The organism is Acrocarpospora macrocephala, from assembly GCF_009687865.1.
Taxonomy (GTDB): domain Bacteria; phylum Actinomycetota; class Actinomycetes; order Streptosporangiales; family Streptosporangiaceae; genus Acrocarpospora; species Acrocarpospora macrocephala.
In genome coordinates, this window is sequence record NZ_BLAE01000004.1 from 230,098 (window position 1) to 256,555 (window position 26,458).

The following is a 26,458-nucleotide window of genomic DNA, read 5'->3' on the forward strand; positions in this document are numbered from 1 at the left end:
GATCTGGATGCACGGCGATATGGCCATGCTCCTGCTGGCCGACTCCCGGCTGCCCGCGGGCGGCCACGCCCACTCGGGCGGCGCGGAGGAGGCCGTACGCGTCGGGGCGATCACCGGCCCGGAGGACCTGGCGCGGTTCCTCCGTGGCCGGCTCGCCACGGCCGGAGTGGTCACCGCGGCCCTGGCCGCGGCCGCGTGCGAGGTCGGATCCAACCCCCAACCGGGGCGCTGGCAGCGGCTGGACGCCGAGGCCGACGCCCGGATCTCCTCTCCCGCGCAACGGGAGGCCAGCCGGACCCAGGGCCGGCTGCTGGTCAGGACCACGCGCCGGATCTGGCCGTCCGAATCGCTGGAAACGCTGGCGCAGGCCGTACCGGATGGGGCTCATCACCCCGTCGCGCTCGGTGCGGCCGCGGCGGCGGCGGGGTGTGAGCCGCGCCAGGCGGCGCTGGCCGCGGCCTACACCTCGGTGACCGCTCCGGCGACGGCGGCGGTCCGGTTGCTCGGGCTCGACCCGGTGCTCGTGCACCGGCTGCTCGCCGATCTCGCTCCCGCACTCAACGACGCGGCCCACGAGGCTTGCGTCATCCAGGCCGACGACTGGTCGGACCTGCCCGCTCATGCCGCCCCCGCTCTCGATCTGCTGGCTGAACAGCACCTACGTACGGAGGTAAGGCTCTTTGTCAGCTAACCATGAGGATCACCACCACGCACCGGACGGGCACGGCCGGGCGCTGCGCCTGGGCATCGGCGGCCCGGTCGGCAGCGGCAAGACCGCCCTGGTGGCGGCGCTGTGCCGCAGCCTGGGGCCGTCGCTGCGGCTCGGTGTGGTGACCAACGACATCTACACGACCGAGGACGCCGACTTCCTGCGCCGCGCGGGCGTCATCGACGCCGACCGCATTCTCGCGGTGCAGACCGGATGTTGCCCGCACACGGCGATCCGGGACGACATCGCCGCCAACATCGACGCGGTCGAGACGCTGGAGGAGCGGTTCGGGCCGCTCGATCTGGTGATCGTGGAGAGCGGCGGCGACAATCTGACCGCGACCTTCAGCCGCGGCCTGGCCGACCGGCAGATCTTCGTGCTGGACGTGTCCGGCGGCGACAAGGTGCCCCGCAAGGGCGGGCCGGGCGTCACCGCGGCCGACCTGCTCGTGGTCAACAAGACCGATCTGGCGCCGATGGTCGGCGCGGACCTCACCGTGATGTCCCGCGACGCGGCCAAGGTGCGGGACGGCAAACCCGTTCTTTTCACCTCGATCAGGGAGGACAAGGGTGCCCATTCGGTCGCCGAATGGGTGGTCGGCATCGTCGACACCTGGCAGCACCAGCACGCGCACACGGTCTGACCCGCCCGGGCTGCACGCCCGGGCGGTCATCCGCACCGAGCATGACGGCGGCACCCGGTTGGAGACCCTGCGCTCCGACCCGCCCCTGACGTTGCGTCAGACCGGCCCGGGCGTCGTGCACCTGGTCTCCACGGCGGCGGGTCCGCTCGGCGGCGACCACCTCGATCTCACCATCGACGTCGCTCCCCTCACCTCGCTGTCGGTGTTCTCGGTGGCGAGCACCCTCGCGCTGCCCGGCCGTTCCCTGCTGACCGTGACCGCGCGGGTCGGCTCCGGCGCGTCCCTGCACTACTCCCCCGAACCCATCGTCCTGGCCGACGGCTGCGACCTCCGCGTCCAGGTCCGGCTGGAACTCGCCCCGGACGCCAGCGTCTTCTGGCGCGAGGAACTCGTCTTCGGCCGGCACGGCGAGCCGTCCGGGCGCTGCCACACCCGCCTCGACGCCACCGTCGGCGGCGTCCCGCTGCTCCGCCAGGAGCTCGTCATCGGCGACCCCGCCACCCACGACAGCCCCGCGGTCTTCGGCACGGCCCACTGCGCCGGCAGCACCCTGCTGACCGGCGACCTACCCAGGGAACGCCATCTGGCCGACGGCTGCGCGGTGCTCCCGCTCGCCGGTCCTGGCACGCTGGTGTCCGCGCTCGCGCCCGACACGGTGGAACTCCGGCGCCGCCTCGAATGGGGAGAGCGGCTCGCCGACAAGACTCTCCCGTAGGGTGGGAAACGTGGCAGACGCACCCCAACCGAGCCTGATCCCCGCCCTCGGCGTCGTCGTCGCCGGACTGGCCCTCGCCGTCACGGGCGTGCTCCCGTGGGCCGGCCTGACCGCCGAGTTCGGCCTGCTGCACACCGACTTCACCTACGCCGTGCACGGCACCGAGGACGGCGCGGGCTGGTTCGTCGTGGGTTCCGGCCTGACCGCCTCGACGCTGGGCATCCTCGGCATGTCCCGGGGCTGGCTGTTCACCGGCCTGGCCATCCTGCCCGGCGCGGTGGCGGCCTTCTCCCTGGCGATGTTCCTCACCGACCCGCACACCCTCGCCAGCCGCCTCAGCTTCGGCATCTCGGGCGTGCTGAACGTGCACCCCACGATCCTGTACGGCTGGTTCGCCGCCCTGCTGGCCTCCATCGTGGTCGCGGGCTTCGCCTGCGCCGCCCTCATCAGGCGACGGCCCACTCAGTCGTAGAAACCCAGGCGGCGCAGCTGCTTGGGATCGCGCTGCCAGTCCTTGGCCACCTTGATCCGCAGGTCGAGGTAGACGCGGCTGCCGAGCAGGGCTTCGATCTGGTGGCGGGCCCGGGTCCCGACGTCCTTCAGGCGGGCGCCGCCGGGACCGATCACGATGGCCTTCTGGGTGGGGCGTTCGACGTACATGAACGCGTAGATGTCGAGCAGATCCTCGCGGCCCTCGCGCGGGCCCATCTCCTCCACGACCACGGCGATCGAGTGCGGCAGCTCGTCCCGTACTCCTTCCAGGGCCGCCTCGCGGATGAGCTCGGCGACCAGGACCTGCTCGGGCTCGTCGGTCAGCTCGCCGCCCGCGTACAGCGGCGGGGACTCCGGCAGGCGCTCGATGAGCAGGTCGGCCAGCACGTCCAGCTGGTCGTCGCCCACGGCCGAGACCGGGATGATCTCGGCGAACTCGGCGATCGCGGAGACGGCCAGCAGCTGCTTGGCGATCTGTTCGCGGGTCGCCAGGTCGCACTTGGTGACCACGGCGATGACCGGGGTCTTCTTCACCGCGGCCAGCTTCTCGGCGATGAACCGATCGCCCTTGCCGATCTGCTCGTTGGCCGGGACGCAGAAGCCGAGCACGTCGACCTCGCTCAGCGTGGACAGCACCAGGCTGTCCAGGCGCTCCCCGAGCAGGGTGCGCGGCCGGTGCAGGCCTGGGGTGTCCACGATGACCAGCTGCGCGTCCGGCCGGTGCACGATGCCCCTGATCACGCGGCGGGTGGTCTGCGGCTTGGAGGAGGTGATCGCCACCTTGGTGCCCACCAGGGCGTTCATCAGGGTGGACTTGCCGACGTTGGGCCGTCCGACGAACGCCGCGAACCCGGCCCGGAAGTCAGACATATCTGCCTTTCAGCACCCCGTCGGGACCGGCCAGGTAGAGGATCGTGTTGCCCATGTCCTCGATCACCGCGACATCGTCGGGGGAAGGATCCTCGGCCTCGGTCACCAGGGCCGCCGCCTCCAGCGACTCGGCGCCGCTGGAGACCGCCATCGCCACCGCCACCTGCACGGCCGACAGCTTGAGCGAGGGCAGGTCGACGTCGGTCGCCGCATACGTGCGCCCGGTCTCGTCCCGCACGGCCGCCCCTTCGGCGGAACCGCTCCGGGCACGGGCCGACCGGGCCAGGGTAATAATCTTGGTATCTTCAGCGTCCAGCGTCACAGGTCAAGGGTACCGACCTTGGCCATCAGCAAACGGCCGAGCTCTTCGGTCCGCTTGACGTCCGGATCGCGCACCCCGGCGTTCAGCAACCCCACGAGGGTACGCCCCTGCCGCGCGATCACCAGATGCATCTCGTACGGATATCCGCCCACCCGCCCCTTCAACCGCCCCGTGACCCAGCCGTCCTCGTTCATCGACAGCGCGGACGCGGTCAGCCGGTTACTCGCGCCCGGCGTGGTGTCGTCGGCGGTCGCGCAGCCCGCCATGGCCTCCCGCATCGCGTCGAGCTGCCGCTGCGACGAATCCCCCTGGTACACCGCCAGGCTCACCGCCGCCATCGACCCGACCCCGACCCCCTGATAGGTCACCGCCGTCGCCGCGGTCAGATCCTCCTTGGGCGGACGCCCCCCGATGAGCGCGAAAAGCGTCTGGCAGCTCCCGTTCACCGGCGTGAACGGCGGCCGCCACTGATCCCTGGCCCGATCCGAGAACCCGTCCGGCATGTCCGGCACCCGCCCCAGCAGCGCCTGCAACCGTGCCGTCTGCGGCGTGCTCCGCGGATTCGCCTGCGGACCCGACCCCCCACCACACCCCGCCACACCCAGACAACAGGCAACAGCAAGCCCAACGATCCGCATACCGGCTCCCCCGCCACGATCCCCCCGACGGGCTCGAAATCACCCCGCCGACGGCCTTCCTTCCCCCTCACCCAAATGGCAATCTCCAGCAACCCCCGGGAACCCGGTAAACATCACCAAGAGGGGGGTGGAGGTGTGCGCTCTCGGCGCCGGTGCGTCGAGGAGCGGCATCGGCGTGAACGGCGAGCGGCTCGTGGTCTTGGGCGGCATCGCGCCCTGGAAAACATTAGAGGGCCCCCGTTTTCACGAGAGCCCTCTAATCGATGTTTCCCCCCAAGGATCGGCCGGTGCGCCGCGAACCCCTCCCGGCGCCCCGGTTGACCCCTTCAGCGCTCCGAACCCCTCCCGAGCGCCTTGAGTAGAAGATGCACCACGGTGCTTGCAATCCGCTTAAAGAACGCTTGCGGCATTTGCCGGGATCGTCTGCAAGAGCGTTCCAACCAGCCCCCGCCACCCTGATCGTGTGATCAGCGAACACGCGCTCAATCGGCGGCTTCTCATAGAACATGTCTCCACGTCCCGGGTCATGCAGTTGGCCACCCTGGCCCCCGACGGCTCCCCCACCCTGTGCACGCTCACCTACCATGCCACGTTCGCCCCCGACCGCCTGCACTTCGTCGCCCACGTGGATCGCATGCACGCCCGCAACCTCCGCCACGACCCCCGCGCCGCCGGCACCATCCTCACCCCGCACGGCCAGGGCACCACCTTCACCGGCACCGCCACGGAGACCGACTCCCCCGACCCGGTCCACCTGGCCCCGGGCGAACGCGTGTTCCACATCGACATCACCGAATGGCTCCTCTTCGACGAGTCAACCCACCCAGGCCAACCTCGCCGCGTCATCCCCGTCCGCTGGCGCTGACCCGATGGCACGAGGACCCGTTGGCACGTGCCACGGGGGACGTGGGCCGATCTCCGCCGCCCGGGCAGCGGTCTCGTAGAGGATGCGCCGCTCCTCCCTGTGACGCCGCGCCGAAGCCGGCCGAATCAAACGACGATCTCAGGTGAGAAGGCGGTGCCGGAAGGTGGCAGGGTCCCAGTGGGCGGTGCGGAGCCAGTCGATGACGGTGTCCTGCCAGTGTCTGGCAGGGGACCATGTTCTGGTGAGGAGCAGACCTGTGCCATGGAGCGCGCCGGGGTAGCGCTCGGCGGTGGCCAGGCCGCCGTCGGCGATGACGCGCTTGGCGTACTGCTCGCCCTCCTCGTGCAGGGGGTCGTGCTCGGCGGTGAGGACAATCGTGGGGGGCAGCCCGGCCAGGTCCGGCGCCAGGGCGGGCGACGCGTACGGGTCCAGGGCGATCGCCGGGTCGGGCAGGTAGTGCTCGACGGCCAGGACCAGGTCGGGGAGGAGGCTCGGCGCGTCCGGGGCCGTGGAGGCGCGGCGGGCGGTCTCCAGGGTCAGGTCGAGGAACGGCACTTCCAGGAGTTGCATCGTGAGGGGCGGTTCGCCGCCGTCCCTGACCTTCAGGGCGAGCGCGGCGGCCACGTTGGCTCCGGCGGAGGAGCCGCCGACGGAGAGGTTCGCGGCGTCGAGGCCCAGCGGGCCCGCCTCGGAACGCAGCCACCGCAGAGCGGCGTACGCGTCGTCCAAAGCCGCGGGAAAAGGGTGTTCTGGGGCCAGCCGGTAGTTCAGCGAGACCACCACGACACCGGCTTCCTCGCAGCGCCGGCGGCACAGGGCGTCGTTGACGAGGTCGTCGATCGACCCCTGCCACCAGCCGCCTCCGTGCAGGGTGAGGTGCGCGGGCAGCGGCCCGCCGGACCGGGGGCGGTAGAGACGGGCGGTGACCTGTCCGCCCGGCGTCGGCACGGCATGGTCGGCGATCTCGTGCACCTCCGGGCCCGGCAGTCCGAAGCGCAGAAAGTTGAGGTCGATCATCAGCTGCTTGTAGTGGCGCTGCCGTGCCGTGTCGAGATGGCCGATGTCCGTGGCCGGGTTGCTGCGCAGGAAGTCGAGGACCTCGGGGTCGAGGGGCATGAGGGCTCTCATTTCAGGGCGCCGGCGAGGAGTCCCCGCACGAAGAACCGTTGGAGGAAGACGAAGATGAGCATCGGCAGGGACATCGATATGAACGCCGCCGCCGTGAGCAGTTCGGCGCCCTGACCGGTGGAGGTGTTGACCAGGTTGGCGATCGAGACCGTCAGCGGGGCGACGGTGGGGTCGCCACCGAGGAAGATCAGGGCGACGAGCAGGTCGTTCCAGATCCAGATGACCTGGAAGATCGCGACCGACGCCAGCGCGGGCCGGGCCAGCGGGATCGCGATCCGGAGGAACATCTCCAGCATCGTGGCCCCGTCCAGCTCGCTCGCCTCGAACAGGTCGCGCGGCAGCGCCGCGAAGAAACTCCGCAGCAGGTAGATCGCGAACGGCAGCGCCAGGCCGACGTGGACAAGCCACACCCCGGCGAAGGTCCCGGCGAGGTGGGCGCTGTTGTACAGGCGCAGCACTGGAGCGAGGGTCACCTGGATGGGGACGACGGCCAGGGCGAGGATCACCGCCGTGACGGCGGCCCTGCCCGGGAAGCTGATCCGCGCCAGCGCGAACGCCGCGACGGATCCGACGCACATGAGCACCGTGACGGCGGGAAAGGTGACGAGCAGGCTGTTGAGGAACGCGTCCCCGAGGTGATTCGCCGTCAGGACCTGCCGGTAGTTCTCGAACGTGAGCGCGCCCCCGTCGGTGAACGCGTGCCACCAGCCGCTGCCGGCGACGTCGTACGCCGTGCGGAAGGAGTTGACGAACAGCCCGAGGACGGGCACCGCCCACAGCCCGCAGACGAGCAGGAGCGTGACGTGCGAGGGAACCCGCCGGAGGCGTCGCAGGGCGGGCGGTTCCGCGCGGTGGACGCCGGGGACGCGGGGCGGGGTGTGCCGGGGAGCGGCTTTCACAGCCGTCACCTCTCCTCCCCGGCGCGCTGGGAACGGTGATTGACCGCGATGACCGGCGATGCCAGGACGATCAGGAGAAGGGCGATGGCGCTGGCTTTCCCGTAGTCCTGGTTCACGAACAATTGCTGGTACAGAACATTGGCGATGACATTGGTCTGGTAACTCCCGTTGGTCATGACGTAGACGATGTCGAAGGCCTTCAGCGCGGCAATGGCCACCATGACCGACACGACGAGCAGCGCAGGCCGCAGCTGCGGCAGGGTGATGTGGCGCAGTTCCTGCCGCCACGTCGCCCCGTCTACTCGCGCGGCCTCGTACAGCTCGGCGGGGATGCCTTTCACCGCGGCGGACAGGATGACCGTGGCGAACCCCGCCGTCATCCACACCCCGACGGTGATCAGCGCGGGGTTGTTGGCCCGTTCGTCGATCAGCCAGGCCACGGGCTCGGCCTGGACGAGCGAGGTCAGCACCGCATTGAGGGTGCCGGTCTGCGGCAGCCCCGGCGGCGCGTAGTCGTACATGGACCGCCAAATGACGGCGCCGGACACGAACGATATGCTCAGCGGCGCGATCACTGCGACTTTTGCCGCCGCTTCGTACCTGACCTGGTTGCCGAGCAGTGCCACCACCAGCCCGACGACCACGCAGGCGGTGACGAGCACGACCAGCCAGAGGGCATTGTTGGCCAGCGCGGAGCGCACGTCGGGGTCGCCCGCCAGGTAGCGGAAGTTGTCCGCCCCGGCCCACCGCTTCCCCGCCGCGTCCTGGAAGCTCAGGATCACCGTCGAGACCAGCGGCCACAGCAGGTACACCCCGAGCAGGGCCAGCGCCGGGCCGAGCCAGGCCGCGAGCTGGACCACCCGGCCGGCCCGGCGCGGCAGGGCCGCGCTGATCCGCCCGGCGCTCCACAGCCAGGCGTACAGCAGGACCGGCGTCCCCAGCACGCAGCCGCAGGCCAGGACCAGCGCCGAGGTTCCCGTCAGATGCATCGGGCGCTCCGTCAGTACGCGGTCTGCTGGACCTGGTCGAGCCGCGTGAGCAGCTGGTCCAGGCTCGCCGGATCCTGGACGTAGGCGACGACGCTCTTGTGGAAGGCGTCGGACATGGGGGCGGGCATGCCATCCTGCGCGCCGTAGACCACGGTGTCGGCGGAGGCGTACAGGCTCGCGGCCTTGCGGGACAGGACCGAGGTGTAGTCCGCCGGAGTCGTCCGCTTGTTGGGGCCGATCCACTGGCCGGTGCCCGCGATCAGCGAGCTGAACGCAGGGGAGGCGACGTACCGCATCAGCGCCCGGGTCTGCGGGGTGTCCCGCAGCGCCCCGAACATCTCGCCGGAGGTCACCAGCGCTGGGGGCCTGCCGGCGGTCGTGCCGGGGAAGGGGAAGAAGTCGATGTCGGTGATGGGCTGGACGTTCGGCACGGTCTGGGCCATCGAGTTGCCGAGCCAGTCGTTCTGTACGTGCAGGTAGCAGGCGGGCGGGCGACTGAAGAGGCCGACGGGGCTCTTGGCGAAGTTGGCGGTCAGCACGGCCTTCGACCCACCGCTGACCAGTTTCGCGTCGGTCGCGTACGCGCCGAACGCGGCGAACGCGGCGCGGACCTGGGGCGAGGTCCAGGCAAGCCTGCCCTGCCACCACTGGTTGTAAGCGTCGACGCCGGCCTGCTGGAGCATGAACTGCTGGATCCAGATCGCGCCCGGCCAACCGCTGGTAGGCCCGGACTCCAACCCGATGCACCAGGGGGTATGGCCGGCGGCGGCGGATTGCTTGACCCAGGCGTCGAGGTCGGCCAGGGTGCCGGAGGTGGGGCCCTTGTACGACTTGGGGTCGTACCAGACCAGGCCCGCGACGGCGGAGGTGCCGGGCAGGGCGTAGAGCTTGCCGCCCGCCGAGCCGAGCTCGACCAGCCCGGCCGGGAAGTCCTTCTTGACGGTCGGAACGTCCACGATTCCGTCGAGGGCGACCAGTTTGCCCTGAGTGGCGAGCGTGTGGACCTGGCCCGCGCTGGGATTGGACACGACGTCGGGCGGGTTGCCCCCGGCGATCCTCGTCTGCAGGACCGCGGTGAGGTCCTGCGTGCCCTCATATTTGATCGTGATTCCGGTGGCGTCCTCGAACGGCTTGAAAGTGCTGAGGTACGCCGTCAGGTAGGGCCCACTCAGCACGCCGAGGATGCTGACGGTCCCCCCGAGCCGCTTGCCTTCCGCAGCCGCCGTGGCAGCGGTGTGCGCCGCGTCGACGACCCCGGCGGCGGCGCTGGACGGTGCCTGCCGGGGCACGGCGGCACCGCATGCGGTGATGAGTACGGCGGCAAGGCCTGCGGAGACAAAGGGTGGCAGGGCGCATTGGATTCGGTGGAGGGTCACTCTGGCTCCTTATGGGCGAGCCGTGGGGCGGAGACCTCAGTGAAATGCCACTGAAACGAAACTGTCAACTGCTTCTGTCGAAGCACTTCGATGCTTAGTCTTGGAGCGGTCGAGATTGGCTGAAGCGAATGCCTGGAGGCCCCCCGAAGTGTCGCGGAGAATAACGATCTACGATGTCGCCGCGCGGGCGGGAGTCAGCATCTCCACCGTCTCGCTGGCGATGAACTCGCCAACGCGGGTCAGCCAGGCCATGCGCACCCGGGTGTACGAGGCTGCCGACGCGCTCGGCTTCGAACCCAAGACCGAGGCGGTCGCCCGCGCCCGGCGCGGCGTCGGCCGGATCGGGGTGCTGGCGCCGTTCAGCTCCTATCCGTCGTTCTACGCCAGGCTCAACGGGGTGTTCGCGGCGGCGCGCGACCACCCCACGGAGATCGTGCTGTTCGACCACCGGTGGGTCGGCGCGGCCTCACCGCTGCTCAGCAGCCTGCCCAGGTCGGGCGGACGGCTGGACGGCCTGATCGTCATGGGGGTGCCGATGGAACAGGCCGTCGCCGACCGGCTGCGCGAGTCCCCGATGGCGATCGTGCTGGTCGAAGGCCGGCACGATCACTTCGACTCGGTGCGCATCGACAACGTCGCCGGGGGACGCCTGGCCGCCGACCACCTGGTGGAGCGGGGTTACGAGAGTTTCGGGTTCGTCGGCGAGGCCCAGCGCTCGCACCGCTACCGCTCGCCGTCGGAGAAACGGCTCCAGGGTTTCCGCGAGCGTCTGGAGGAACTCGGCAAGCTCCTGCACCCGCAGAACATCGCACTGATCGACCTGCACGCCGACCCCGATACCTCCACCCACGGGGTGATGCCCCGGCTGCTCCGGCCGCCCGCGGCGCTGTTCGCCCACAGCGACACCCTCGCCGCCCGTGTCCTGCGCGAGATCCGGTCCCGGGGCATCCGCGTGCCGCACGACCTGGGCCTGATGGGCTTCGACGACAGCGAGCTGGCCACCAGCCTCGACCTCACCTCGATCCGCCAGCCCCTCCACGAATCCGGAAAGGCGGCGGTCGAACTCCTCCTCGACCGCCTCCGCAACCCCGACGCCCCCGAACGCGAGATATCCCTCAAACTCCAGTTGACCCCTCGCCTCACCACCGCGACCCACTCCTGACCTGTCACCACATCACCAGCGTTCTTGAAACGTCAGGCCGTCCCGCAGGTTGTGCCGGATCGCGTTCTCCAGGAGGTTCTGCACCAGCCGTTCGACCAGCGCCGGGTCACCCGCGGTCGGCGCGGATCCCGGCGCGCGTACCCGTTCAACCGGAGATGATGACGGATTCGTCAGTCATTCGGCGGACGACGACGGTGCTGATGCGGTTGCGGCGGCCGGCGAGGTTTTCGGCCGTTAGGCGGAGGCCTTTCACGGAGGCTTCTGAGCCGGCGATGGGGACGCGGCCGAGGGCGTGAGCGAGGAGGCCGCCGACGGTGTCGACGTCTTCGACTTCGATGTCGGTGTCGAACATTTCGGCTAGTTCGTCAACGGAGAGGCGGGCGGTGACGCGGGCGGCGCCTTCGGAGAGCCACTCGACGCGGGGGGCCTCGTGGTCGTACTCGTCGGCGATCTCTCCGACGATCTCCTCGATCACGTCTTCGATGGTGACCAGGCCCGCGGTGCCGCCGTACTCGTCGATGACGATGGCCAGGTGGATCTGGCGGGCCTGCATCTCGCGCAGGAGCTCGTCGATCGGCTTGCTCTCGGGGACGTAGGTGGCGGGGCGCATCAGCTCCTCGATGCGGATGTCGGTCTCGCCGGTGTCCTGCATGCGCAGGACGATGTCCTTGAGGTAGGCGATGCCGATGACGTCGTCCTCGTTCTCGCCGGTTACGGGCACGCGGGAGAATCCGCTCCGGAGCGCCAAGGACAGCGCCTGGGACAGGGTCTTGTTGCGTTCGATGAAGACCATGTCGGTGCGCGGGACCATGACCTCGCGGACCAGGGTGTCGCCCAGCTCGAAGACCGAGTGGATCATTTCCCGCTCGTCCGGTTCGATGACGCGGCGTTCCTCGGCCAGGTCGACCAGGTCGCGCAGCTCGGCCTCGGAGGTGAACGGGCCCTCGCGGAAGCCCTTGCCGGGCGTGACGGCGTTCCCCAGCAGGATCAGCAGCTTCGGCAGGGGGCCGAAGATGCGCGTCAAGCCGTACACGATGGGGGCGCTGGCCAGCGCGACCGGTTCGGCGTGCTGGCGGCCGAGAGTGCGCGGCGAGACGCCGACGATCACGTAGCTGACCAGGATCATGACGGCGGCGGCCACCGCGTACGCCTGGCCGGTGTCGCCGAGCCAGTCGATGAACAGCAGGGTCGCGATCACGGTGGCGGCCAGTTCGCAGCTGAGCCGCAGCAGCAGGAGCAGGTTCAGGTAGCGCGGCGGATCGGCCACGATCGCCTGCAGCCGCACCGCCCCCCGACGGCCGTCCTTGACGAACTCCTCGGCGCGCACGCGCGAGATCCGCGTGAGCGCGGTCTCCGCGCTCGCGAGCAGGCCGCCGGTCACGATGAGCGCGACGGCCGAGAACAACCAGCCGTTAGTCACGGCTTCGGGCGCACCTCCCGCCACGATTCGAGCAACTCGCCCTGGAGGCCGAACATCTCGGCGTGCTCCTCGGGCTCGGCGTGATCGTAGCCCAATAGATGCAGGATGCCATGGGTGCAGAGCATCTCCAGCTCGGCCTGCGCGCTGTGCCCGGCCTCGGCGGCCTGCTTGGCGGCCACGACGGGGCAGAGCACGACGTCGCCGAGCAGCGCCGGATCCGGCGAGGTCTCCTCCGACCTGGCCTGATGCGGGCGCAGCTCGTCCATGGGGAAGGCCAGCACGTCAGTCGGGCCGGGCTCGCCCATCCACTGCTCGTGCAGGGCGGTCATCGCCGCCTCGTCCACCACCAGGATGGACAGTTCGGCGAGCGGGTTGATGCCCATCCGGCCCAGCACGTGCCCGGCGAGGGCGACCAGGGTGCCCTCGTCGATCTCGGTGCCGGACTCGTTGGCGACCTCGATGCTCATCGACGGCTCCTGGAACGGTTGCCGGTCGCGCGCGGGTCGGAGGCGATCGCCGCGTCATACTTGCCGTAGGCGTCCACGATCTCGCTGACCAGCTTGTGGCGGACCACGTCGGCGCTGGTCAACCGGCTGAAGTGGATGTCGGAGATGCCATCGAGGATACCCTGGACCACCTTCAGGCCGCTGTCCTGCCCGCCGGGAAGATCGATCTGGGTCACATCACCGGTCACCACGATCTTGGAGTTGAACCCCAGCCGGGTGAGGAACATCTTCATCTGCTCCGGCGAGGTGTTCTGCGCCTCATCCAGAATGATGAATGCATCATTAAGGGTCCTACCACGCATATAAGCCAGCGGCGCCACCTCGATCGTCCCCGCCGCCATCAGCCGCGGGATCGAGTCGGGGTCGAGCATGTCGTGCAACGCGTCATACAGCGGCCGCAGGTACGGATCGATCTTCTCGTACAGCGTGCCCGGCAGGAACCCGAGCCGCTCGCCCGCCTCCACGGCGGGCCGGGTCAGGATGATCCGGTTGACCTTCTTCTCCTGCAGCGCCTTCACGGCCTTGGCCATCGCCAGATAGGTCTTGCCCGTGCCGGCGGGACCGATCCCGAACACGATCGTGTGCCGGTCGATCATGTCCACATACCGCTTCTGGTTCACGGTCTTCGGCCGGATCGTACGCCCACGCGAGGAGATGATGTCCATCGACAGCACCTCGGCGGGCTTGCCGGAGCTCATCCGGAGCATGGCGATGCTGCGTTCGACGGAGTCGGGGGTGAGTTCGGCGCCGGACTTGGCCAGCTCCACGAGCTCCTCGAAGAGGCGGACGACCACGCCGCTCTCGTCTGGCGGCCCGGTGATGGTGATTTCGTTGCCCCGCACGTGGATGTCGGCCCTGAACGACTTCTCGATGACTCTCAGCAGCTCGTCTCGCGAGCCCAGAATGCTGATCATCGCGTGCTCATCGGGGATGACCACTTTCGCGTGGGTCTTCGGTGTTTCTCGCGTCTCGGACATGGGCGGCCGTTGCGGCCTGCTCGCCTCCCTAATTTCTCACCAATGCTAGCCGAGGCGCAGGCTGAGACCGGTGCCGCCGAGCACGTGCGCGTGCGCGTGGAAGACCGTCCGCCCGGCGTCCGGGCCGGTGTTGAAAATGACACGATATCCGGATTCGACGATGCCCTCCTGGGCGGCGACCGCCGCCGCGGCGAGGAGCACGTCGTTGGCCAGACCAGCTTGGGCGAGCGCCTCCGCGTCCTCGAGGTGCTCTTTGGGGATGACCAGAACGTGCACCGGCGCGTGCGGATTGATGTCCCGGAAGGCCAGCGTGGTCGGGGTCTCATGGACGACCGTGGCGGGAATCCCCCCGGCCACTATCGTGCAGAACAGGCAATCACTCACAGCCGGAAGCCTAGCGTTGCCAATCGGTAATCCCGTGATGGTCCCGCGGGAAGATCCGCCCGGATAGGGTTTATGTGCGACACTGCACCGTCAACTAAACCCCCGTGTCGGGCGAGGACACAACTGGGCCATGCCCCCTAAAGATTCGGAAGAGCGTAAACCCTCGGGCAAGGACGAGCGTCCTACTGATGTGACCACCGAGACCCTCGTGGCCGAAAGGTCGCTGGGAGCGGTGCCCGTCGGGTGGGATGCCGACATGGCCGTAACGGCGCTCTATAGCGCGCACTATCGGTCACTTGTGCGTCTCGCAGTGTTGCTGGTCCGCGATGTGGCCAGCGCCGAGGAGGTCGTCCAGGACGCGTTCGTCGCCCTTCATGGCGCCTGGCGCAGACTGCGCGACCCCGACAAGGCACTCGCTTACCTGCGCCAGTCGGTCGTCAACCGATCGCGCTCCGTGCTGCGTCATCGCGCCGTCGTCGAGAAGTACGCCCCCAAGGGCTTGCCGGACGCGCCGAGCGCGGAGAACGGCGCGATCGGCGAGCTCGAACGCACCGCGGTCATCGAGGCGTTACGCGGCCTGCCCACCCGGCAGCGTGAGGCCTTGGTGCTGCGTTACTACGGCGATCTCTCCGAGGCCGACATCGCCAGCGCGATGGGCATCAGCAAGGGTGCGGTGAAGAGTCACACGGCGCGCGGCATGGCCGCACTACGGCAGGTACTGGAGAAGTTCTCATGACCATCCCCCCCGACGAGTACGGCGATCTGCTCCGCCGTGCAATGCGCGCGGAGGCGGACTCGGTCGTGCCGTCTCCGGAAGGCCTGAACATCATCAGGCAGCGCATCGAGAACCGTGGCTTCAACGGTCTGCGCAACATCTTCTGGTGGCGGATCGGCGCCTCGGTGGCCGCCGCCGCCCTGGTGGCGGGCACCGTCGTCATGGTCGTCCCCGGCCTTCGCGAGCAGGTGGAGACCAACCTGACCACCGGCAACGAATCGGGCCAGGTACCCGAGATCGGCGCCACCAACCAGCCACCGCCGCCACCGCCGACGGCTCCCCTTACCATTCTCCCGGCGACGCCCAGCGTCCCGGGCGAGGTTCCCGCGCAGTCCACCGCGACCGCTCCCCCGTCCCCGACGCCCGCGGCCGCCACACCCGACCCGTGCGCCTCCCCGACCACGACGCCCACTGTCGTGGAGCCCGAGCCCACCAACGACGAGGACTGCCCGCCGGACGAGACGCCCGCGCCGAACACCCCCAGCCCGAAGCCGAGCCCGTCGGAGACGCCCACACCGTCGCCGAGCCCGACGCCGAGCGGCTGTTCGGGGGACGGGTGCTCGACCACACCCACCCCGCTGGTCAGCAGCGGTCCCGCCACAGAGTCGGCCTCAGGTCTGGCCTCTACCACATAAGTCAGATCCGGCCCGGCCCACAGGCCACATAAGTCCGGACTTAATCCGGAACGGCTCACTCCGGGGGCGGCACGCACGCTGCCCCCGGCGCCGCTCCGAGTTTCCCCTCCCGGGCTTCCCCTTCCGGCCCTCTTCGAGGCTCCCTCTCGACGCTTCTGGGCCGTCCTCGACACGCCTCTGGGCCGTCCTCGACGAGGACGGGCTGTTACCAGCGCCCGGTTCGGGCCAGGAGGACGGCTGCTGCGGCGACGCCTGCCGTCGAGGTGCGCAACACTGTGGGGCCGAGCAGGGCCGGCGTCGCACCCGCCGCCCGAAATTTCGCGATTTCGTCGTCGGTGATGCCGCCCTCCGGGCCGACCACAAGAACGATGTCGCCCTTCTCCGGCAGATCCACGCGGCTCAACGGCTCCGCCGCCTCCTCGTGCAGGACGACGGCTAGGGCGGCGTCCGCGAGCAAGGCGGCGACCCGGGTGGTGCTCGCCTGGTCAGCGATCTCCGGCAGATGAAAGCGACGCGCCTGCTTGGCGGCCTCCCGCGCGGTCGAACGCCACCGCGCCAGTGTTTTCTCCCCGCGCTCACCCTTCCACTGGGTGACACAACGCCCGGCCGCCCACGGGACGATCTCGTCCACCCCGGCCTCGGTCATCGTCTCCACCGCCAGCTCGCCCCGGTCGCCCTTGGGCAGGCCCTGCACGACGACCAGCCGCGGCTCGGGCGCGGGCACGTCGTAGCGGCGCAGGACGTCCAGATCGAGGGCGTCCTTGCGCGCCTCCGCGACCACACATTCGGCCACGGCGCCCGCGCCATCGGTCAGGTCGACGCGTTCGCCCGCGCGCAGGCGCCGTACCGACGCGGCATGCCGCCCTTCCGGGCCGTCGAGCAGGATGCGCGAGCGGGCACCCAGGTCGTGCAGGAACACGGGCACAGTCATGACCATCACCCCCGCATCGTGTCTCAGCGGCCGTTGAACGCGTCCTTCAGGCGGGAGAAGAAGCCCTGCTGGCCGGGGGTGAACTTGCCGGGCGGGCGTTCCTCGTTGCGCAGCCGGGACAGCTCCCGGAGCAGCTCCTCCTGCTGGGCGTCGAGTTTGAGCGGCGTCTCCACGTTGACGTGGATCAGCAGGTCGCCGCGGCCGGTCTCGTTGAGGCGCTGCACGCCCCGGCCGTACAGCGGGATGACCTGGCCGGACTGGGTGCCCGGGCGGACGTCGATCTCCTCGGTGCCGTCCAGGGTCTCCATGCTGAGCGAGGTGCCCAGGGCGGCGGCGGTCATCGGGATCTGCACCGTGCAGTGCAGGTCGTCGCCGCGCCGCTCGAAGATGGCGTGCGGCCGCTCGACGATCTCCAGGAACAGGTCTCCGGGCGGCCCGCCGCCCGGCCCGATCTCGCCTTCCCCGGCCAGCTGGATGTGGGTGCCGTCCTCCACGCCCGCCGGGATCCTGACCTTGATCGTACGGCGGGTGCGAACGCGCCCGTCGCCCGAGCACTCCTGGCACGGATGCCGGATCACGCTGCCATACCCGCCGCACTGGGGGCACGGCCGCGAGGTCATGACCTGGCCCAGGAACGAGCGTGTCACCTGCGAGACCTCACCCCGGCCATGGCACATGTCGCACGTGTCGGGATGGGTTCCGGCGGCCGCGCCGGAGCCCTGGCAGACCTCGCAGAGCACGGCGGTGTCGACCACCAGCTCGCGGGTGGTGCCGAAGCCCGACTCGGCCAGGTCCAGTTCGACCCGGATGGTGGCGTTGCGCCCGCGGCGGGCCCGGGACCGGGGGCCGCGGGAGGCGGACGCCGTACCGAAAAAGGCGTCCATGATGTCGCTGAAGGGGAAGCCCTGGCCGAAGCCGCCGGCGCCCGCGCCACCGCCGCCGCCGAACGGGTCGCCGCCCAGATCGTGCATCTGGCGCTTCTGCGGATCCGACAGGACCTCGTAGGCCTGCGTGATCTCCTTGAACCGCTCCTGCGTCTGCGGATCGGGGTTGACGTCCGGATGGAGCTCGCGCGCCAGCCGCCGGTAGGCTTTCTTGATCTCGTCCTGGCTGGCGTCCCGGCGCACCCCGAGGGTCGCGTAATAGTCCTTGGCCACTTATGACCCCGCCAGGATCTGGCCGACATAACGCGCCACGGCGCGCACCGCACCCATCGTCACCGGATAGTCCATTCGCGTCGGGCCCAGCACTCCGAGCCGGGCCAGTTCCTTGTCGCCCGCACCGTATCCCGCGGCGACGAACGATGTGCCGCGCAGCCCCGTGTACGGATTCTCCGAGCCGATCCGGACGGTCAGCTCGGACAGGTCGCCGGTCTCGCCCAGCAGGCGCATCAGCACGACCTGTTCCTCCAAAGCCTCCAGCACGTCGCGGAGGCCCACGCTGAAGTCGGCCGCCGCGAGGTTGGCCGCCCCGGCGAAGACGATCTTCTCTTCATGCCGCTCGACCAGTGTTTCCAGGATGACCGACAGCAGCGTGACCGCGACGGGGCGGTCCTCCGCCGACAGCCGGTCGGGCAGGTCGGCCACCCTGTCCGGCACGTTGGACAGGCCGCAGCCGTCCAGCGAGGCGTTCAGCACCGCTCGCAGGTGGGCCACCCGATCGTCGCCGATCGCGTCGGGCAGGTCGACCACCCGCTGCTCGACCCGGCCGGTGTTGGTGATCAGCACCAGCATGACCCGGCGGTCGGCCAGCGGAACGATCTCCACATGCCGGACCGTGGACCTGGTCAGCGACGGATACTGCACCACCGCGACCTGCCTGGTGAGCTGCGCCAGCAGCCGCACGGTGCGGGTCACGATCTCGTCCAGGTCGATGGCGCCGGCCAGGAACGTCTCGATCGCCCGGCGCTCGGCCCCGGTCAGCGGTTTCACCTGGGACAGCCGGTCCACGAACAGCCGATAGCCCTTGTCGGTGGGCACCCGCCCGGCGCTCGTGTGCGGCTGGTGAATGTAGCCTTGCTCCTCCAGAGCGGCCATATCGTTACGGATGGTGGCGGGCGAGACACCCAGGTTGTGGCGATCGGCCAGCGCCTTGGAGCCCACCGGCTCGTTGGTGGACACATAGTCCTCGACGATGGCGCGTAGCACCGCCAGCTTCCGGTCGTCAACCACGTGCTCACCTCCCCTGGCACTCGATTGTCCCGAGTGCCAAGTGTACGGCCAGCGCCTCCAGGGTGCGATAACAGCAGCCGGGCAAGAAGACCAAGTCGACTGCAAACGTCCCACAAGTGGGAACCCCCACACTTTGGTGTTATGAGTTCTCCCTACAGTCAAAATTACGGCCAGCAGAACTACGGCCAGTACGGCGCTCCGCCGCCCCCGTATGCCGCCCCGCGGCCCCCGATCCGGCCCCGAGTGCTGTGGATCGTGCTCTCCTGGGTCCTGTTCCTGGTCTTACTCGTCGTGGGTATCGCCGGATTCGCCGGATCCATCTTCTCCACTATCAACGACGCCGCGCCGACGACGACCCTCTCCAGCGGAGAGACCGTCACGGTCCAGCTCAACCCGGCCGACAAGCCCGCGATCTGGGCCGCCGCCAACCAGGCCACCGATGTCGAGTGCCAGGTGCAGGGCGCCGACCCCAGCCAGAAGCCAACCCTGACCCAGCCGACCGTTTCACAAAATTTGACGGTGAATGGCGACAATTGGGAACTGCTCTTCAAGGTGGGCGTTCCGGCCGCCGGGCAGTACCAGGTCAACTGCGTCGGCGAGGGCGTCAAGTTCGGCGTCGGCAAGGAACTGGCCTCCGGGGAGGCCGCCGCGACCGTGGGCGGCGGCTTGGCGATGCTCGCGCTGCCCATCCTCGGGTTCCTGTTCGCGGTGGTGGTGACCATCGTGGTGCTGGTCAAGCGCAGCGGCGCCCGCAAGCGGCAGTCGATGTACTAGTTTTCTCGGCATGTACGAGCGGGACGTGCTCTCCGAAGACTGGCGACGGCCACTGCGGGGCAAGATCCCGCAGATCCCCGCAGAACTCGACCTGGTCGTCGAGGACGCGGACGGGGGGTTCTGCGGGGCCGTGGTGGCCTGCGACAAGGAGGCCGTCACGCTGGAGGACCGGCACGGGCGGCGGCGGCTCTTTCCGCTCGCCCCCGCCGCGTTCCTGCTGGACGGCAAGCCGGTGACGCTGGTGCGGCCGTCCGGCTCCTCGTCCGGCCCGCGGCGCAGCGCGTCCGGGTCGATCGCGGTCGAGGGGCTGCGGGCCCGGGTCGCGCGGGAGAGCCGGATCTACGTCGAGGGCGTGCACGACGCCTCGCTGGTCGAGAAGATCTGGGGGCACGACCTGCGGGTGGAGGGGGTGGTGGTCGAATACCTGGAAGGGGTCGACCACCTGCCGGAGATCGTCGCGGAGTTCGGCCCGGAGCCCGGGCGGCGGCTCGGGGTTCTGGTCGATCATCTGGTGCCGGGGTCCAAGGAGAGCCGCATCGCCGCTCAGGTCGCGGGGGCCGACGTGCTGGTCGTGGGGCATCCGTATGTGGACATCTGGCAGGCGATCAAGCCGTCCGTGGCCGGGATCGCGGCCTGGCCGGTCGTGCCGCGTGGGGTGCCGTGGAAGGAAGGCGTCATCGCCGCTCTCGGCTGGCGGCGCGATCCGGCGGAAGCCTGGCGTCACATTCTTGGACGGGTGTCGACATATGCGGATTTGGAGCCGGAGTTGCTGGCCCGCGTGGAAGAATTAATTGACTTCGTCACGGTCCATGATGAAGACGGGCTACCTTAAAGATCACCGCTCCGGGTTCTCCCATTTGCTCTAGTTCGAATCCCTGGAGGACCCTATGGCCGAATCTCCCGGAAACCCCTCGGACGAGCCGTTCGAGCGCCCCTGGCAGCCACCGTCGCGCCCCGAACCGCCCACCCAGCCAAGCGGCCACCGCCCCAGCAAATCTCCTTCTCCGCCCCAGTACGGCCCGCCGCCCGGACACCCACATTCCGGTTACCCGGCGCAGGCCTACCCACCTTCTGCCTACCCGCCGCCCAATTACCCGCCTCCTGGCTTCCCGCCGCCCGGTTACCCGCCTGCCGGACATGTCGGGCCTCCCGGACCCAGATACGGCGTTCCTGGATATCCAGGTGGATACGGGATGCGTCCGCCACACGTCCCCGGCCGGTACGGACCCCGCCCAGGCAGTGACGACACGACGATGGCCATGCTCGCCCACCTGCTCGGCCTGCTGACCACGTTCATCGGCCCGCTGATCATCTACTCCACCAGGAAGGACGAATCGGCCTACGTTCGCGATCACGCGGCGGAGGCGCTCAACTTCCACCTCACGCTGCTCATCGCGTCGATCGCGTCCGTCATCCTGATGATCGTCCTGATCGGCTTCTTCCTCCTCCTCGCGATCGCGATCATCAACATCGTCCTCGGAGTATCCGGTTCGATAGCCGCCAGCAAGGGCCAGCCGTTCCGCTACCCGGCGATCATTCGCTTCGTCAGCTGACCCGGTCAGGTCAGGTCGCGGATGAGGGCGTCCGCCAGCAGGCGGCCGGGGAGGGTGAGGACGGCCTTGCCCGCTTTGAAGGCGTCGACCTCCAACAGGCCGTCTGCCAGTGCCTGGGCCAGGGCGGGCCGTACTCGGGGAGTGAAGTCGGCGAGCGGGAAACCGGACGACAGGCGGAGTTCGAGCATGACGCGTTCGATCGCGCGGTCGTCGGTTGTGAGGATCTCGCGGGCGTGGGCAGGGGATTTGCGGGCGGCCAGGCGGGAGGCGTACGCGGCGGGGTGTTTGACGTTCCACCAGCGGGTGCCGCCGACGTGGCTGTGCGCGCCAGGGCCGACGCCCCACCAGTCGCCGCCCGTCCAGTAGAGCAGGTTGTGCCGGCATTGCCCGGCTGCTGAGGTCGCCCAGTTGGAGACCTCGTACCAGCCGTACCCGGCTTTGGACAGCAGCTCGTCGGCGATGAGGTAGCGGTCGGCGGCCACGTCGTCGTCGGGCATCGGCAGCTCGCCCCGGCGGATGCGGGCGGCCAGCTTGGTCCCGTCCTCGACGATCAGCGAATACGCGGACACATGATCGGGCCCGGCCTCGATCGCCGCCTCCAGCGACGCCCGCCAGTCGTCGTCGCTCTCCCCCGGCGTGCTGTAGATCAGATCCAGGTTGACGTGCGCGAACCCGGCCTCCTTGGCCTCCTGTACGGCTTGCGCCGCCCGCCCCGGCGTGTGCCGCCGGTCGAGCACCCGCAGCACGTGCTCCCGCGCGCTCTGCATCCCGAAGCTCACCCGGGTGAACCCACCCGCCCGCAGCGTCTCCAGCGAACGCGGCCCGACCGACTCCGGATTGGCCTCCGTGGTGACCTCGGCCCCGGCCGCGAGCCCGAACTCCGCGTCGATCACCCGCAATATCCGGACAAGGTCGTCAGCGGCCAGCAGCGTGGGCGTGCCGCCGCCGAAGAAGACGGTCCGCACCGGAAGCGCGGTGTCGCCGAGCACGCGCCGCGCCAGCCGTACCTCGTCGATCGCGGTGTCCGCGTAGTCCTGGTGGGACGCGCCCGGCCCCAGTTCGGCGGCCGTGTAGGTGTTGAAGTCGCAGTACCCGCAGCGGGTCACGCAGAACGGGATGTGCACGTAGAACCCGAACGGCCGCTCCCCGAGCGTCGCGAGCGCGCCGCCCGGCAGCTCGCCGGATTCCGGCACGGGGTCGCCATCAGGCAGCACGGAAGGCATTCCCCCAGTCTGCCGCGCCCGCCTCCCTGCTCAGACCACTGAGCGTCATTGACGCGGCGGTCAGGGGATTCTATGATCCCAGAAACTTAAAGGAAACTTTCCTATAAGTTTCTCCTTTCACCAGCGGAGACACCTGTGACGAGACTTCTTCGCCCTCTGCTCGCCGCCGCCGTCGCCGGCCTCTTAGGGGTGGCGCTCGCACCCCCGGCGCAGGCGCAGACGCGTACGCACGATTCCCAGTTCAAGCGGGTGGCCTACTTCATCCAGTGGGGCATCTACGGACGGAACTTCCACGTCAAGGACGTGGACACCAGCGGCGCCGCCGCCAAGCTCACCCACATCAACTACGCGTTCGGCTTCGTCAACCAGCAAGGTGACTGCTACTCGGCCGACCCGTGGGCCGACTGGCAGCGCGGCGTGCCCGCCGAGCAGAGCGTGGACGGTGTCGCCGACGACGGCACCGGCGTGCTGCAGGGCAACATGAACCAGCTCAAGAAGCTGAAGGCCAAGTATCCGAAGCTCAAGGTCCTGATCTCGCTGGGCGGCTGGACCGGCTCCGCGTACTTCTCCGATGCCGTCCTCACCCCCGCTGGGCGCTCCAAGCTGGCCGCCTCCTGCATCGACCTGTGGCTCAAGGGCAACCTGCCCGGCTCGGCCCCCGGCGCGGGCGCGGGCGTCTTCGACGGCATCGACCTCGACTGGGAGTGGCCCGGCTCCGACGGCAACGCCGGCAACGTGATCCGCCCCGAGGACAAGCAGAACTTCACCCTCTTCCTGGCCGAGCTCCGCCGCCAGATGAAGGCCTACGACCGCAACGACGAGCTCACCGCCTTCCTCCCGGCCGCCGCCGCGAAGATCGACGCCGGCTTCGAGGTCCAGAAGGTCTTCAGCTACCTCGACTTCGCCACCATCCAGGGGTACGACCTGCACGGCACCTGGGAGCCCCAGACCGGCCACAACGGCAACCTGTTCACCGACAGGAAAGACCCGAACCCGGTCAAGTACAGCGTGGACCAGACCGTCCGCGACTACATCTCCCGCGGCGCCCCCAAGCGCAAGATCGTGGTGGGCATCCCCGCGTACGGCCAGGGCTGGACCGGCGTGACCGCAGGGGGCAACGGCCTCTGGAAGCCCGCCACCGGCCCCGCGCCCGGCAAGTGGGCGCCCGGCACCGAAGACTACAAGGACCTGGTCAACAAGCCCGGCAAGCGCTACCGCGACCTGCTCACCGGCACCCTCTGGCTCTACGACGGCAACGAGTTCTGGTCCTACGACGACCCGGCCGTCCTCCTCGAAAAGGCGGCCTACATCCGCCTCAAGGGCCTCGGCGGCTCCATGATGTGGTCCATCGACCAGGACGACAACAAGGCCTCCCTAACCAAGGCCCTCTATACCGTCCTCCGCTAACCCCCACGGTTCCGGGCGGTCGACAAGGCCGCCCAAGACCACTATGCAATCGACGCGCCCGGCCGGGTCCCTCGGCCGGGCGCGTCAACGTCAGCTGGCTACCTCCCGGTGGCAAACCAGATTGGAGTCACCGCTCTTGCCGCCGGTGCGCCGCCCACACGGTGATCGATCACGCCGGGATGAGTTCTTCGGGTAGCGGAGCACCCGTGATCCTGGCACGGATCATGGCCGTGAACAGTCCGGGCTTTTCGCCGTTCCAGGCATGGCCCACCCCAGGGGCCAGGCATGCCTCACCCGCCGGAAACGCGGCCGCGATCTCGGCCAGGGAGCGTTTGATGAGATCGTGCTCGGTTTCGCCGGCCACCGCGAGGACCGGACAGCGGGACTCCTTGGCCTGGGCCGGCAGCCGGAAACCGAGGGCTTCGTCGCTGACCTTGCGGAACGCTTGCCGCGTGGTGGCCCGCGCGGCGCTCTGGTAGCCGTCGATATCCTCCGGAGGGACGTTGAGCGCGCGGGCGTTGGCCCGCAGCACCGGTCCCCACTTCATGACCGGGGCTATCAGCGTGCCCATGAGCCGCATCCTGCCTGGATTGGGGAATGGCAGGACATTCACCCCGCTCACGATGGCACTGGCCACCACCTCGGGGGCGGTGGCAGCCAGCTGCACGCCGACGTAACCACCCAGGGAGAGCCCCACGACGTGCGCTTTACCCTCCGGCGCCCGTGCGGCGATCACCTCGGCCACCAGGCGAGCGGTGTCGGCAATCGAGATCCACGCGTGCGCGTTACTCTCCCCGTGCCCTGGCAGATCGGGGACCAGGACATGCGTGTCCGCGGCCAGTTCGGAGACCTGCTTGGTCCACATCCAGCCGCTGGTGCCCACCCCGTGCAAAAGCACCACCACCGGTGCGCCTACTGGGCCTGCCTCTTGGACAAAGATCGCCATACCGGACATGCTGGCACATCCGCCCGATCAGATTGACCATCGGTCCACCTCATCGTCACCGTGGTGAGGACTACCCCGCCCTTCCCGGTGCCGCCTCCGCACGGGAGGTCTTGCGTATTAACTCTATCTAGGTAGATATTAGAGTCACGCGCACGACGACCCTCCCCGCAGACCGCGGCTGTGCTCAGCGCCCTCGCCGAGACAGGCGCGGACTGGAGCCACGGCTACGACCTGTGCCGCGCCCTCGGCCTGAAGGCAGGCACGGTCTACCCGATCCTCATCCGCCTCACCGAGCGCGGGCAGGTGGAGACCTGCTGGGAGGCCGACCCGCCGCGCGGGCGACCGGCCCGGCATCTGTACCGGCTCACCACCGCGGGCGCCGAGCTCGCGCGCACCGTTGCCGCGTCGGTGCGGGCCGGCGAAGGCGCACCCGCCCCGGACGCGGTCCGGCTCACGCCCAGAACCACCTGACCGCGACCCCTCGACCCCGGCCGCCCCTGCCGTTCGGAGGCCCTAGATGCTCCTACTCCTCCTCTTCCTGGTGGTGCTCGCACCGGCGCCCCTGCTCGCGATCGTGGTGCTCACGGTCCGGCTGCGCGACGCCGTACGCCAGGGTGGTGCGGGCACTCTCGCCGCCCGCACCCGCGCCGCGTTGCGGGACAGCATCGGACGCCCCGTGTGGCCGGGACTGATCGCTGTCACCGCTGCCGCCGGGGTGCTCACTGCCGGCCTGGAGCGCGCCTATCTCGCCACGGTCACGTACGGCCCGCGCTGGGGCTTCGACATGGCGCTGCTGGCCATCGTGCTCGGACTGCTCGCGGCGGTCGGGTGCGCCGCGCTCGCCGGCCTGGCCGCGGCCGCCGTGGCCCGTGCCCGCGGCTTCGTAGCCGGAACCGTCGCCGGGCTGCTCACCCTCATCGCCGTCGCCGCCGGCACCGCGTCCGCGCATCTACCGCTGCGCGCCGCCTACCTGGCGGAGCCCGACACATTCCCGATCGTCGCGAACCTCGCCGACGGCGACCTGCTCGTACCGTTCGAGGTTTTCCTTGGCGCGCTGATCTGGGCACTGCCGTGGCCCGTCCTCGGAGCGGCGCTCGGCTCCCGCACCGAGACCGCGGGCCGTCGGCACGGGGTACGCGACGTCTGGCAGCTCCTGCTCGACCTGGCCACCGCCGACCTGCCCGAGAGCCGGTCCGCGTGGGGTACCGCGCTCCGGTCCGAGCTCGCGGCGATCGACCCACCGGCCGAGCGCCGCGGGTTCGCCCTCGGCGGGGTGTGGACAGCGCTGCGGTACGGGCAACCGCCCGGCGCGTGGGTACGGGCCGCCGGGGTGGCGGTCGTCGTGGCAGCTGTGTCGTTCGCCGCCTCGCGCTGGTCGCTGGAGCACGGCCGGGGCGGCGTGCTCGGCTTCTGGATGGCCGTCCCCAGCGTCCTGCTGCTCGCCGTCGCGCTCACCACGGCCTGGCGCAACCGATCCTTCGGCTCAGGGCTGCGCGCCGGAGCCCTGGCCGGGCTCGCCGCCCTGGTGGCGGTGCTCGCCGTCGGCATTCCCGAGGCCGTGGTCTGGGCACACGAGAAGGCCGGTTACCTGAGCACCGGCGACGCCGTACCCCCGACGTGGCAATCGGCGGTCCTCGACGTCCTGCGTCCGGAATTCCTCGTCGGCATGATCGCCTTCTGGACGATGGGTGCGGTCGGCGGCGCGACCCTCGGCACGGCACTCGGACGCCTGCGCGCCGACAACCCCGACCACGCCACGACCACGGCCCGCTGACGCCGATCTACAGCCCAGCTCCGGCAGCCCAAGCGGCAGCGGCTTCGCAGCCGGGGACGTGCCGACGCGCGGGCCCAGATCTTGATCCCGCAGATCGCGTTGACGACTTTGCCGGTGGTCACGCCACTGATCGCCATGAGCGGGCTGCGCCGGAAGCAGCGGCTCCAGAGCAGC

Annotated in this window: 30 protein-coding genes; 14 read left to right on the forward strand and 16 right to left on the reverse strand. The window is 69.7% G+C overall.

Annotation, left to right across the window (positions count from 1 at the left end):
* Nucleotides 1-7: 7 nt before the first annotated feature.
* Genes Amac_RS02650 through Amac_RS02665 form a run of 4 tightly spaced genes read left to right on the forward strand, consistent with a single transcriptional unit; the run spans nt 8 to nt 2,539 of the window.
* On the forward strand, nt 8-691 hold the full coding sequence (locus Amac_RS02650; protein ID WP_155352646.1) for an urease accessory protein UreF: 684 nt from the start codon (nt 8-10) through the stop codon (nt 689-691).
* A complete protein-coding gene (ureG, locus tag Amac_RS02655; protein WP_155352647.1) occupies nt 681-1,352 on the forward strand; it encodes an urease accessory protein UreG in 672 nt (223 codons plus the stop codon). The genes Amac_RS02650 and ureG overlap by 11 nt, the downstream gene beginning before the upstream one ends.
* Nucleotides 1,279-2,067: an urease accessory protein UreD gene (locus tag Amac_RS02660; RefSeq protein WP_246268037.1), complete on the forward strand. Its 789-nt coding sequence runs from the start codon at nt 1,279-1,281 to the stop codon at nt 2,065-2,067. Before ureG ends, Amac_RS02660 begins: the two co-directional genes overlap by 74 nt.
* A 10-nt stretch (nt 2,068-2,077) precedes the next feature.
* Entirely contained in the window at nt 2,078-2,539 is a 462-nt protein-coding gene (locus Amac_RS02665; RefSeq protein WP_155352648.1) for a hypothetical protein, read from the forward strand.
* On the opposite strand, the gene era is transcribed toward Amac_RS02665, so the two are convergent.
* Genes era through Amac_RS02680 form a run of 3 tightly spaced genes read right to left on the reverse strand, consistent with a single transcriptional unit; the run spans nt 2,530 to nt 4,389 of the window.
* Nucleotides 2,530-3,429 (reverse strand): GTPase Era, encoded by a 900-nt coding sequence (gene era / locus Amac_RS02670; protein WP_155352649.1) that lies wholly within the window; start codon nt 3,427-3,429, stop codon nt 2,530-2,532. The two genes, Amac_RS02665 and era, sit on opposite strands and share 10 nt — an antisense overlap.
* Nucleotides 3,422-3,751, reverse strand: a complete 330-nt coding sequence (locus Amac_RS02675) for a cytidine deaminase-like protein (RefSeq protein ID WP_155348215.1) — start codon at nt 3,749-3,751, stop codon at nt 3,422-3,424. Before Amac_RS02675 ends, era begins: the two co-directional genes overlap by 8 nt.
* Nucleotides 3,748-4,389, reverse strand: coding sequence for a hypothetical protein (locus Amac_RS02680; protein WP_155352650.1), 642 nt, complete (start codon nt 4,387-4,389; stop codon nt 3,748-3,750). The genes Amac_RS02675 and Amac_RS02680 overlap by 4 nt, the downstream gene beginning before the upstream one ends.
* Nucleotides 4,390-4,852: 463 nt before the next feature.
* Between Amac_RS02680 and Amac_RS02685 the strand changes: the two genes are divergently transcribed.
* A complete protein-coding gene (locus tag Amac_RS02685; RefSeq protein WP_155352651.1) occupies nt 4,853-5,254 on the forward strand; it encodes a pyridoxamine 5'-phosphate oxidase family protein in 402 nt (133 codons plus the stop codon).
* A 138-nt stretch (nt 5,255-5,392) separates the two neighbouring features.
* On the opposite strand, the gene Amac_RS02690 is transcribed toward Amac_RS02685, so the two are convergent.
* Genes Amac_RS02690 through Amac_RS02705 form a run of 4 tightly spaced genes read right to left on the reverse strand, consistent with a single transcriptional unit; the run spans nt 5,393 to nt 9,646 of the window.
* Nucleotides 5,393-6,370 (reverse strand): alpha/beta hydrolase, encoded by a 978-nt coding sequence (locus Amac_RS02690; protein ID WP_170322266.1) that lies wholly within the window; start codon nt 6,368-6,370, stop codon nt 5,393-5,395.
* A gap of 8 nt (nt 6,371-6,378) precedes the next feature.
* Nucleotides 6,379-7,290 carry a carbohydrate ABC transporter permease gene (locus Amac_RS02695; protein ID WP_218040845.1) on the reverse strand — a complete coding sequence of 304 codons (912 nt, stop codon included), beginning with the start codon at nt 7,288-7,290 and terminating at the stop codon, nt 6,379-6,381.
* Nucleotides 7,287-8,270 carry a carbohydrate ABC transporter permease gene (locus Amac_RS02700; RefSeq protein WP_155352653.1) on the reverse strand — a complete coding sequence of 328 codons (984 nt, stop codon included), beginning with the start codon at nt 8,268-8,270 and terminating at the stop codon, nt 7,287-7,289. The genes Amac_RS02695 and Amac_RS02700 overlap by 4 nt, the downstream gene beginning before the upstream one ends.
* 11 nt (nt 8,271-8,281) lie before the next feature.
* Complete coding sequence (locus tag Amac_RS02705) at nt 8,282-9,646, reverse strand: ABC transporter substrate-binding protein (RefSeq protein WP_155352654.1); 1,365 nt, start codon at nt 9,644-9,646, stop codon at nt 8,282-8,284.
* Between the two features lie 148 nt (nt 9,647-9,794).
* Here Amac_RS02705 and Amac_RS02710 point away from each other — a divergent pair, with 148 nt between their 5' ends.
* Nucleotides 9,795-10,808 carry a LacI family DNA-binding transcriptional regulator gene (locus Amac_RS02710; RefSeq protein WP_155352655.1) on the forward strand — a complete coding sequence of 338 codons (1,014 nt, stop codon included), beginning with the start codon at nt 9,795-9,797 and terminating at the stop codon, nt 10,806-10,808.
* Nucleotides 10,809-10,953: 145 nt separating this feature from the next.
* On the opposite strand, the gene Amac_RS02715 is transcribed toward Amac_RS02710, so the two are convergent.
* From Amac_RS02715 to Amac_RS02730, 4 genes are read right to left on the reverse strand one after another with little or no spacing between them, the layout of a single operon-like run.
* Nucleotides 10,954-12,228 carry a hemolysin family protein gene (locus tag Amac_RS02715; protein WP_246268039.1) on the reverse strand — a complete coding sequence of 425 codons (1,275 nt, stop codon included), beginning with the start codon at nt 12,226-12,228 and terminating at the stop codon, nt 10,954-10,956.
* On the reverse strand, nt 12,225-12,695 hold the full coding sequence (ybeY, locus tag Amac_RS02720; RefSeq protein WP_155352657.1) for an rRNA maturation RNase YbeY: 471 nt from the start codon (nt 12,693-12,695) through the stop codon (nt 12,225-12,227). The genes Amac_RS02715 and ybeY overlap by 4 nt, the downstream gene beginning before the upstream one ends.
* Nucleotides 12,692-13,711 (reverse strand): PhoH family protein, encoded by a 1,020-nt coding sequence (locus Amac_RS02725; RefSeq protein WP_155352658.1) that lies wholly within the window; start codon nt 13,709-13,711, stop codon nt 12,692-12,694. Before Amac_RS02725 ends, ybeY begins: the two co-directional genes overlap by 4 nt.
* A 45-nt stretch (nt 13,712-13,756) precedes the next feature.
* Nucleotides 13,757-14,095, reverse strand: a complete 339-nt coding sequence (locus Amac_RS02730) for an HIT domain-containing protein (RefSeq protein ID WP_155352659.1) — start codon at nt 14,093-14,095, stop codon at nt 13,757-13,759.
* Between the two features lie 256 nt (nt 14,096-14,351).
* Here Amac_RS02730 and Amac_RS02735 point away from each other — a divergent pair, with 256 nt between their 5' ends.
* Together Amac_RS02735 and Amac_RS02740 are read left to right on the forward strand one after the other, a co-directional pair.
* The gene (locus tag Amac_RS02735) at nt 14,352-14,831 is read left to right on the forward strand and encodes a SigE family RNA polymerase sigma factor (RefSeq protein ID WP_155338116.1); all 480 of its coding nucleotides are present in this window, start codon (nt 14,352-14,354) and stop codon (nt 14,829-14,831) included.
* On the forward strand, nt 14,828-15,505 hold the full coding sequence (locus Amac_RS02740; protein ID WP_155352660.1) for a hypothetical protein: 678 nt from the start codon (nt 14,828-14,830) through the stop codon (nt 15,503-15,505). The genes Amac_RS02735 and Amac_RS02740 overlap by 4 nt, the downstream gene beginning before the upstream one ends.
* A 205-nt stretch (nt 15,506-15,710) precedes the next feature.
* Here Amac_RS02740 and Amac_RS02745 read toward each other — a convergent pair whose 3' ends face one another.
* Genes Amac_RS02745 through hrcA form a run of 3 tightly spaced genes read right to left on the reverse strand, consistent with a single transcriptional unit; the run spans nt 15,711 to nt 18,607 of the window.
* Entirely contained in the window at nt 15,711-16,436 is a 726-nt protein-coding gene (locus tag Amac_RS02745) for a 16S rRNA (uracil(1498)-N(3))-methyltransferase (protein ID WP_155352661.1), read from the reverse strand.
* Nucleotides 16,437-16,459: 23 nt separating this feature from the next.
* Entirely contained in the window at nt 16,460-17,593 is a 1,134-nt protein-coding gene (gene dnaJ, locus Amac_RS02750; RefSeq protein WP_155352662.1) for a molecular chaperone DnaJ, read from the reverse strand.
* Nucleotides 17,594-18,607 (reverse strand): heat-inducible transcriptional repressor HrcA, encoded by a 1,014-nt coding sequence (gene hrcA / locus Amac_RS02755; RefSeq protein ID WP_155352663.1) that lies wholly within the window; start codon nt 18,605-18,607, stop codon nt 17,594-17,596.
* 141 nt (nt 18,608-18,748) lie between these two features.
* Here hrcA and Amac_RS02760 point away from each other — a divergent pair, with 141 nt between their 5' ends.
* The 3 genes from Amac_RS02760 to Amac_RS53480 all read left to right on the forward strand — a co-directional run bounded on the left by Amac_RS02760 (nt 18,749) and on the right by Amac_RS53480 (nt 20,934).
* Entirely contained in the window at nt 18,749-19,381 is a 633-nt protein-coding gene (locus Amac_RS02760) for a hypothetical protein (RefSeq protein ID WP_155352664.1), read from the forward strand.
* A gap of 10 nt (nt 19,382-19,391) precedes the next feature.
* A complete protein-coding gene (locus tag Amac_RS02765) occupies nt 19,392-20,213 on the forward strand; it encodes a DUF3097 domain-containing protein (protein WP_155352665.1) in 822 nt (273 codons plus the stop codon).
* 361 nt (nt 20,214-20,574) lie between these two features.
* A complete protein-coding gene (locus tag Amac_RS53480) occupies nt 20,575-20,934 on the forward strand; it encodes a DUF4870 domain-containing protein (RefSeq protein WP_170322267.1) in 360 nt (119 codons plus the stop codon).
* A 5-nt stretch (nt 20,935-20,939) separates the two neighbouring features.
* Here the strand turns inward: Amac_RS53480 and hemW are convergent, their stop codons facing one another.
* Nucleotides 20,940-22,157 (reverse strand): radical SAM family heme chaperone HemW, encoded by a 1,218-nt coding sequence (gene hemW, locus Amac_RS02775; protein WP_155352667.1) that lies wholly within the window; start codon nt 22,155-22,157, stop codon nt 20,940-20,942.
* Nucleotides 22,158-22,292: 135 nt separating this feature from the next.
* On the opposite strand from hemW, the gene Amac_RS02780 reads away from it, so the two are divergent.
* The gene (locus Amac_RS02780) at nt 22,293-23,564 is read left to right on the forward strand and encodes a glycoside hydrolase family 18 protein (RefSeq protein WP_155352668.1); all 1,272 of its coding nucleotides are present in this window, start codon (nt 22,293-22,295) and stop codon (nt 23,562-23,564) included.
* Nucleotides 23,565-23,733: 169 nt separating this feature from the next.
* On the opposite strand, the gene Amac_RS02785 is transcribed toward Amac_RS02780, so the two are convergent.
* Nucleotides 23,734-24,510, reverse strand: coding sequence for an alpha/beta fold hydrolase (locus Amac_RS02785; RefSeq protein WP_170322268.1), 777 nt, complete (start codon nt 24,508-24,510; stop codon nt 23,734-23,736).
* Nucleotides 24,511-24,690: 180 nt separating this feature from the next.
* Here Amac_RS02785 and Amac_RS02790 point away from each other — a divergent pair, with 180 nt between their 5' ends.
* Both Amac_RS02790 and Amac_RS02795 read left to right on the forward strand, forming a co-directional pair.
* Nucleotides 24,691-24,981, forward strand: coding sequence for a PadR family transcriptional regulator (locus Amac_RS02790; RefSeq protein WP_218040846.1), 291 nt, complete (start codon nt 24,691-24,693; stop codon nt 24,979-24,981).
* Between the two features lie 46 nt (nt 24,982-25,027).
* Nucleotides 25,028-26,284 carry a hypothetical protein gene (locus Amac_RS02795; protein WP_155352671.1) on the forward strand — a complete coding sequence of 419 codons (1,257 nt, stop codon included), beginning with the start codon at nt 25,028-25,030 and terminating at the stop codon, nt 26,282-26,284.
* The last annotated feature ends 174 nt before the right edge of the window (nt 26,285-26,458 follow it).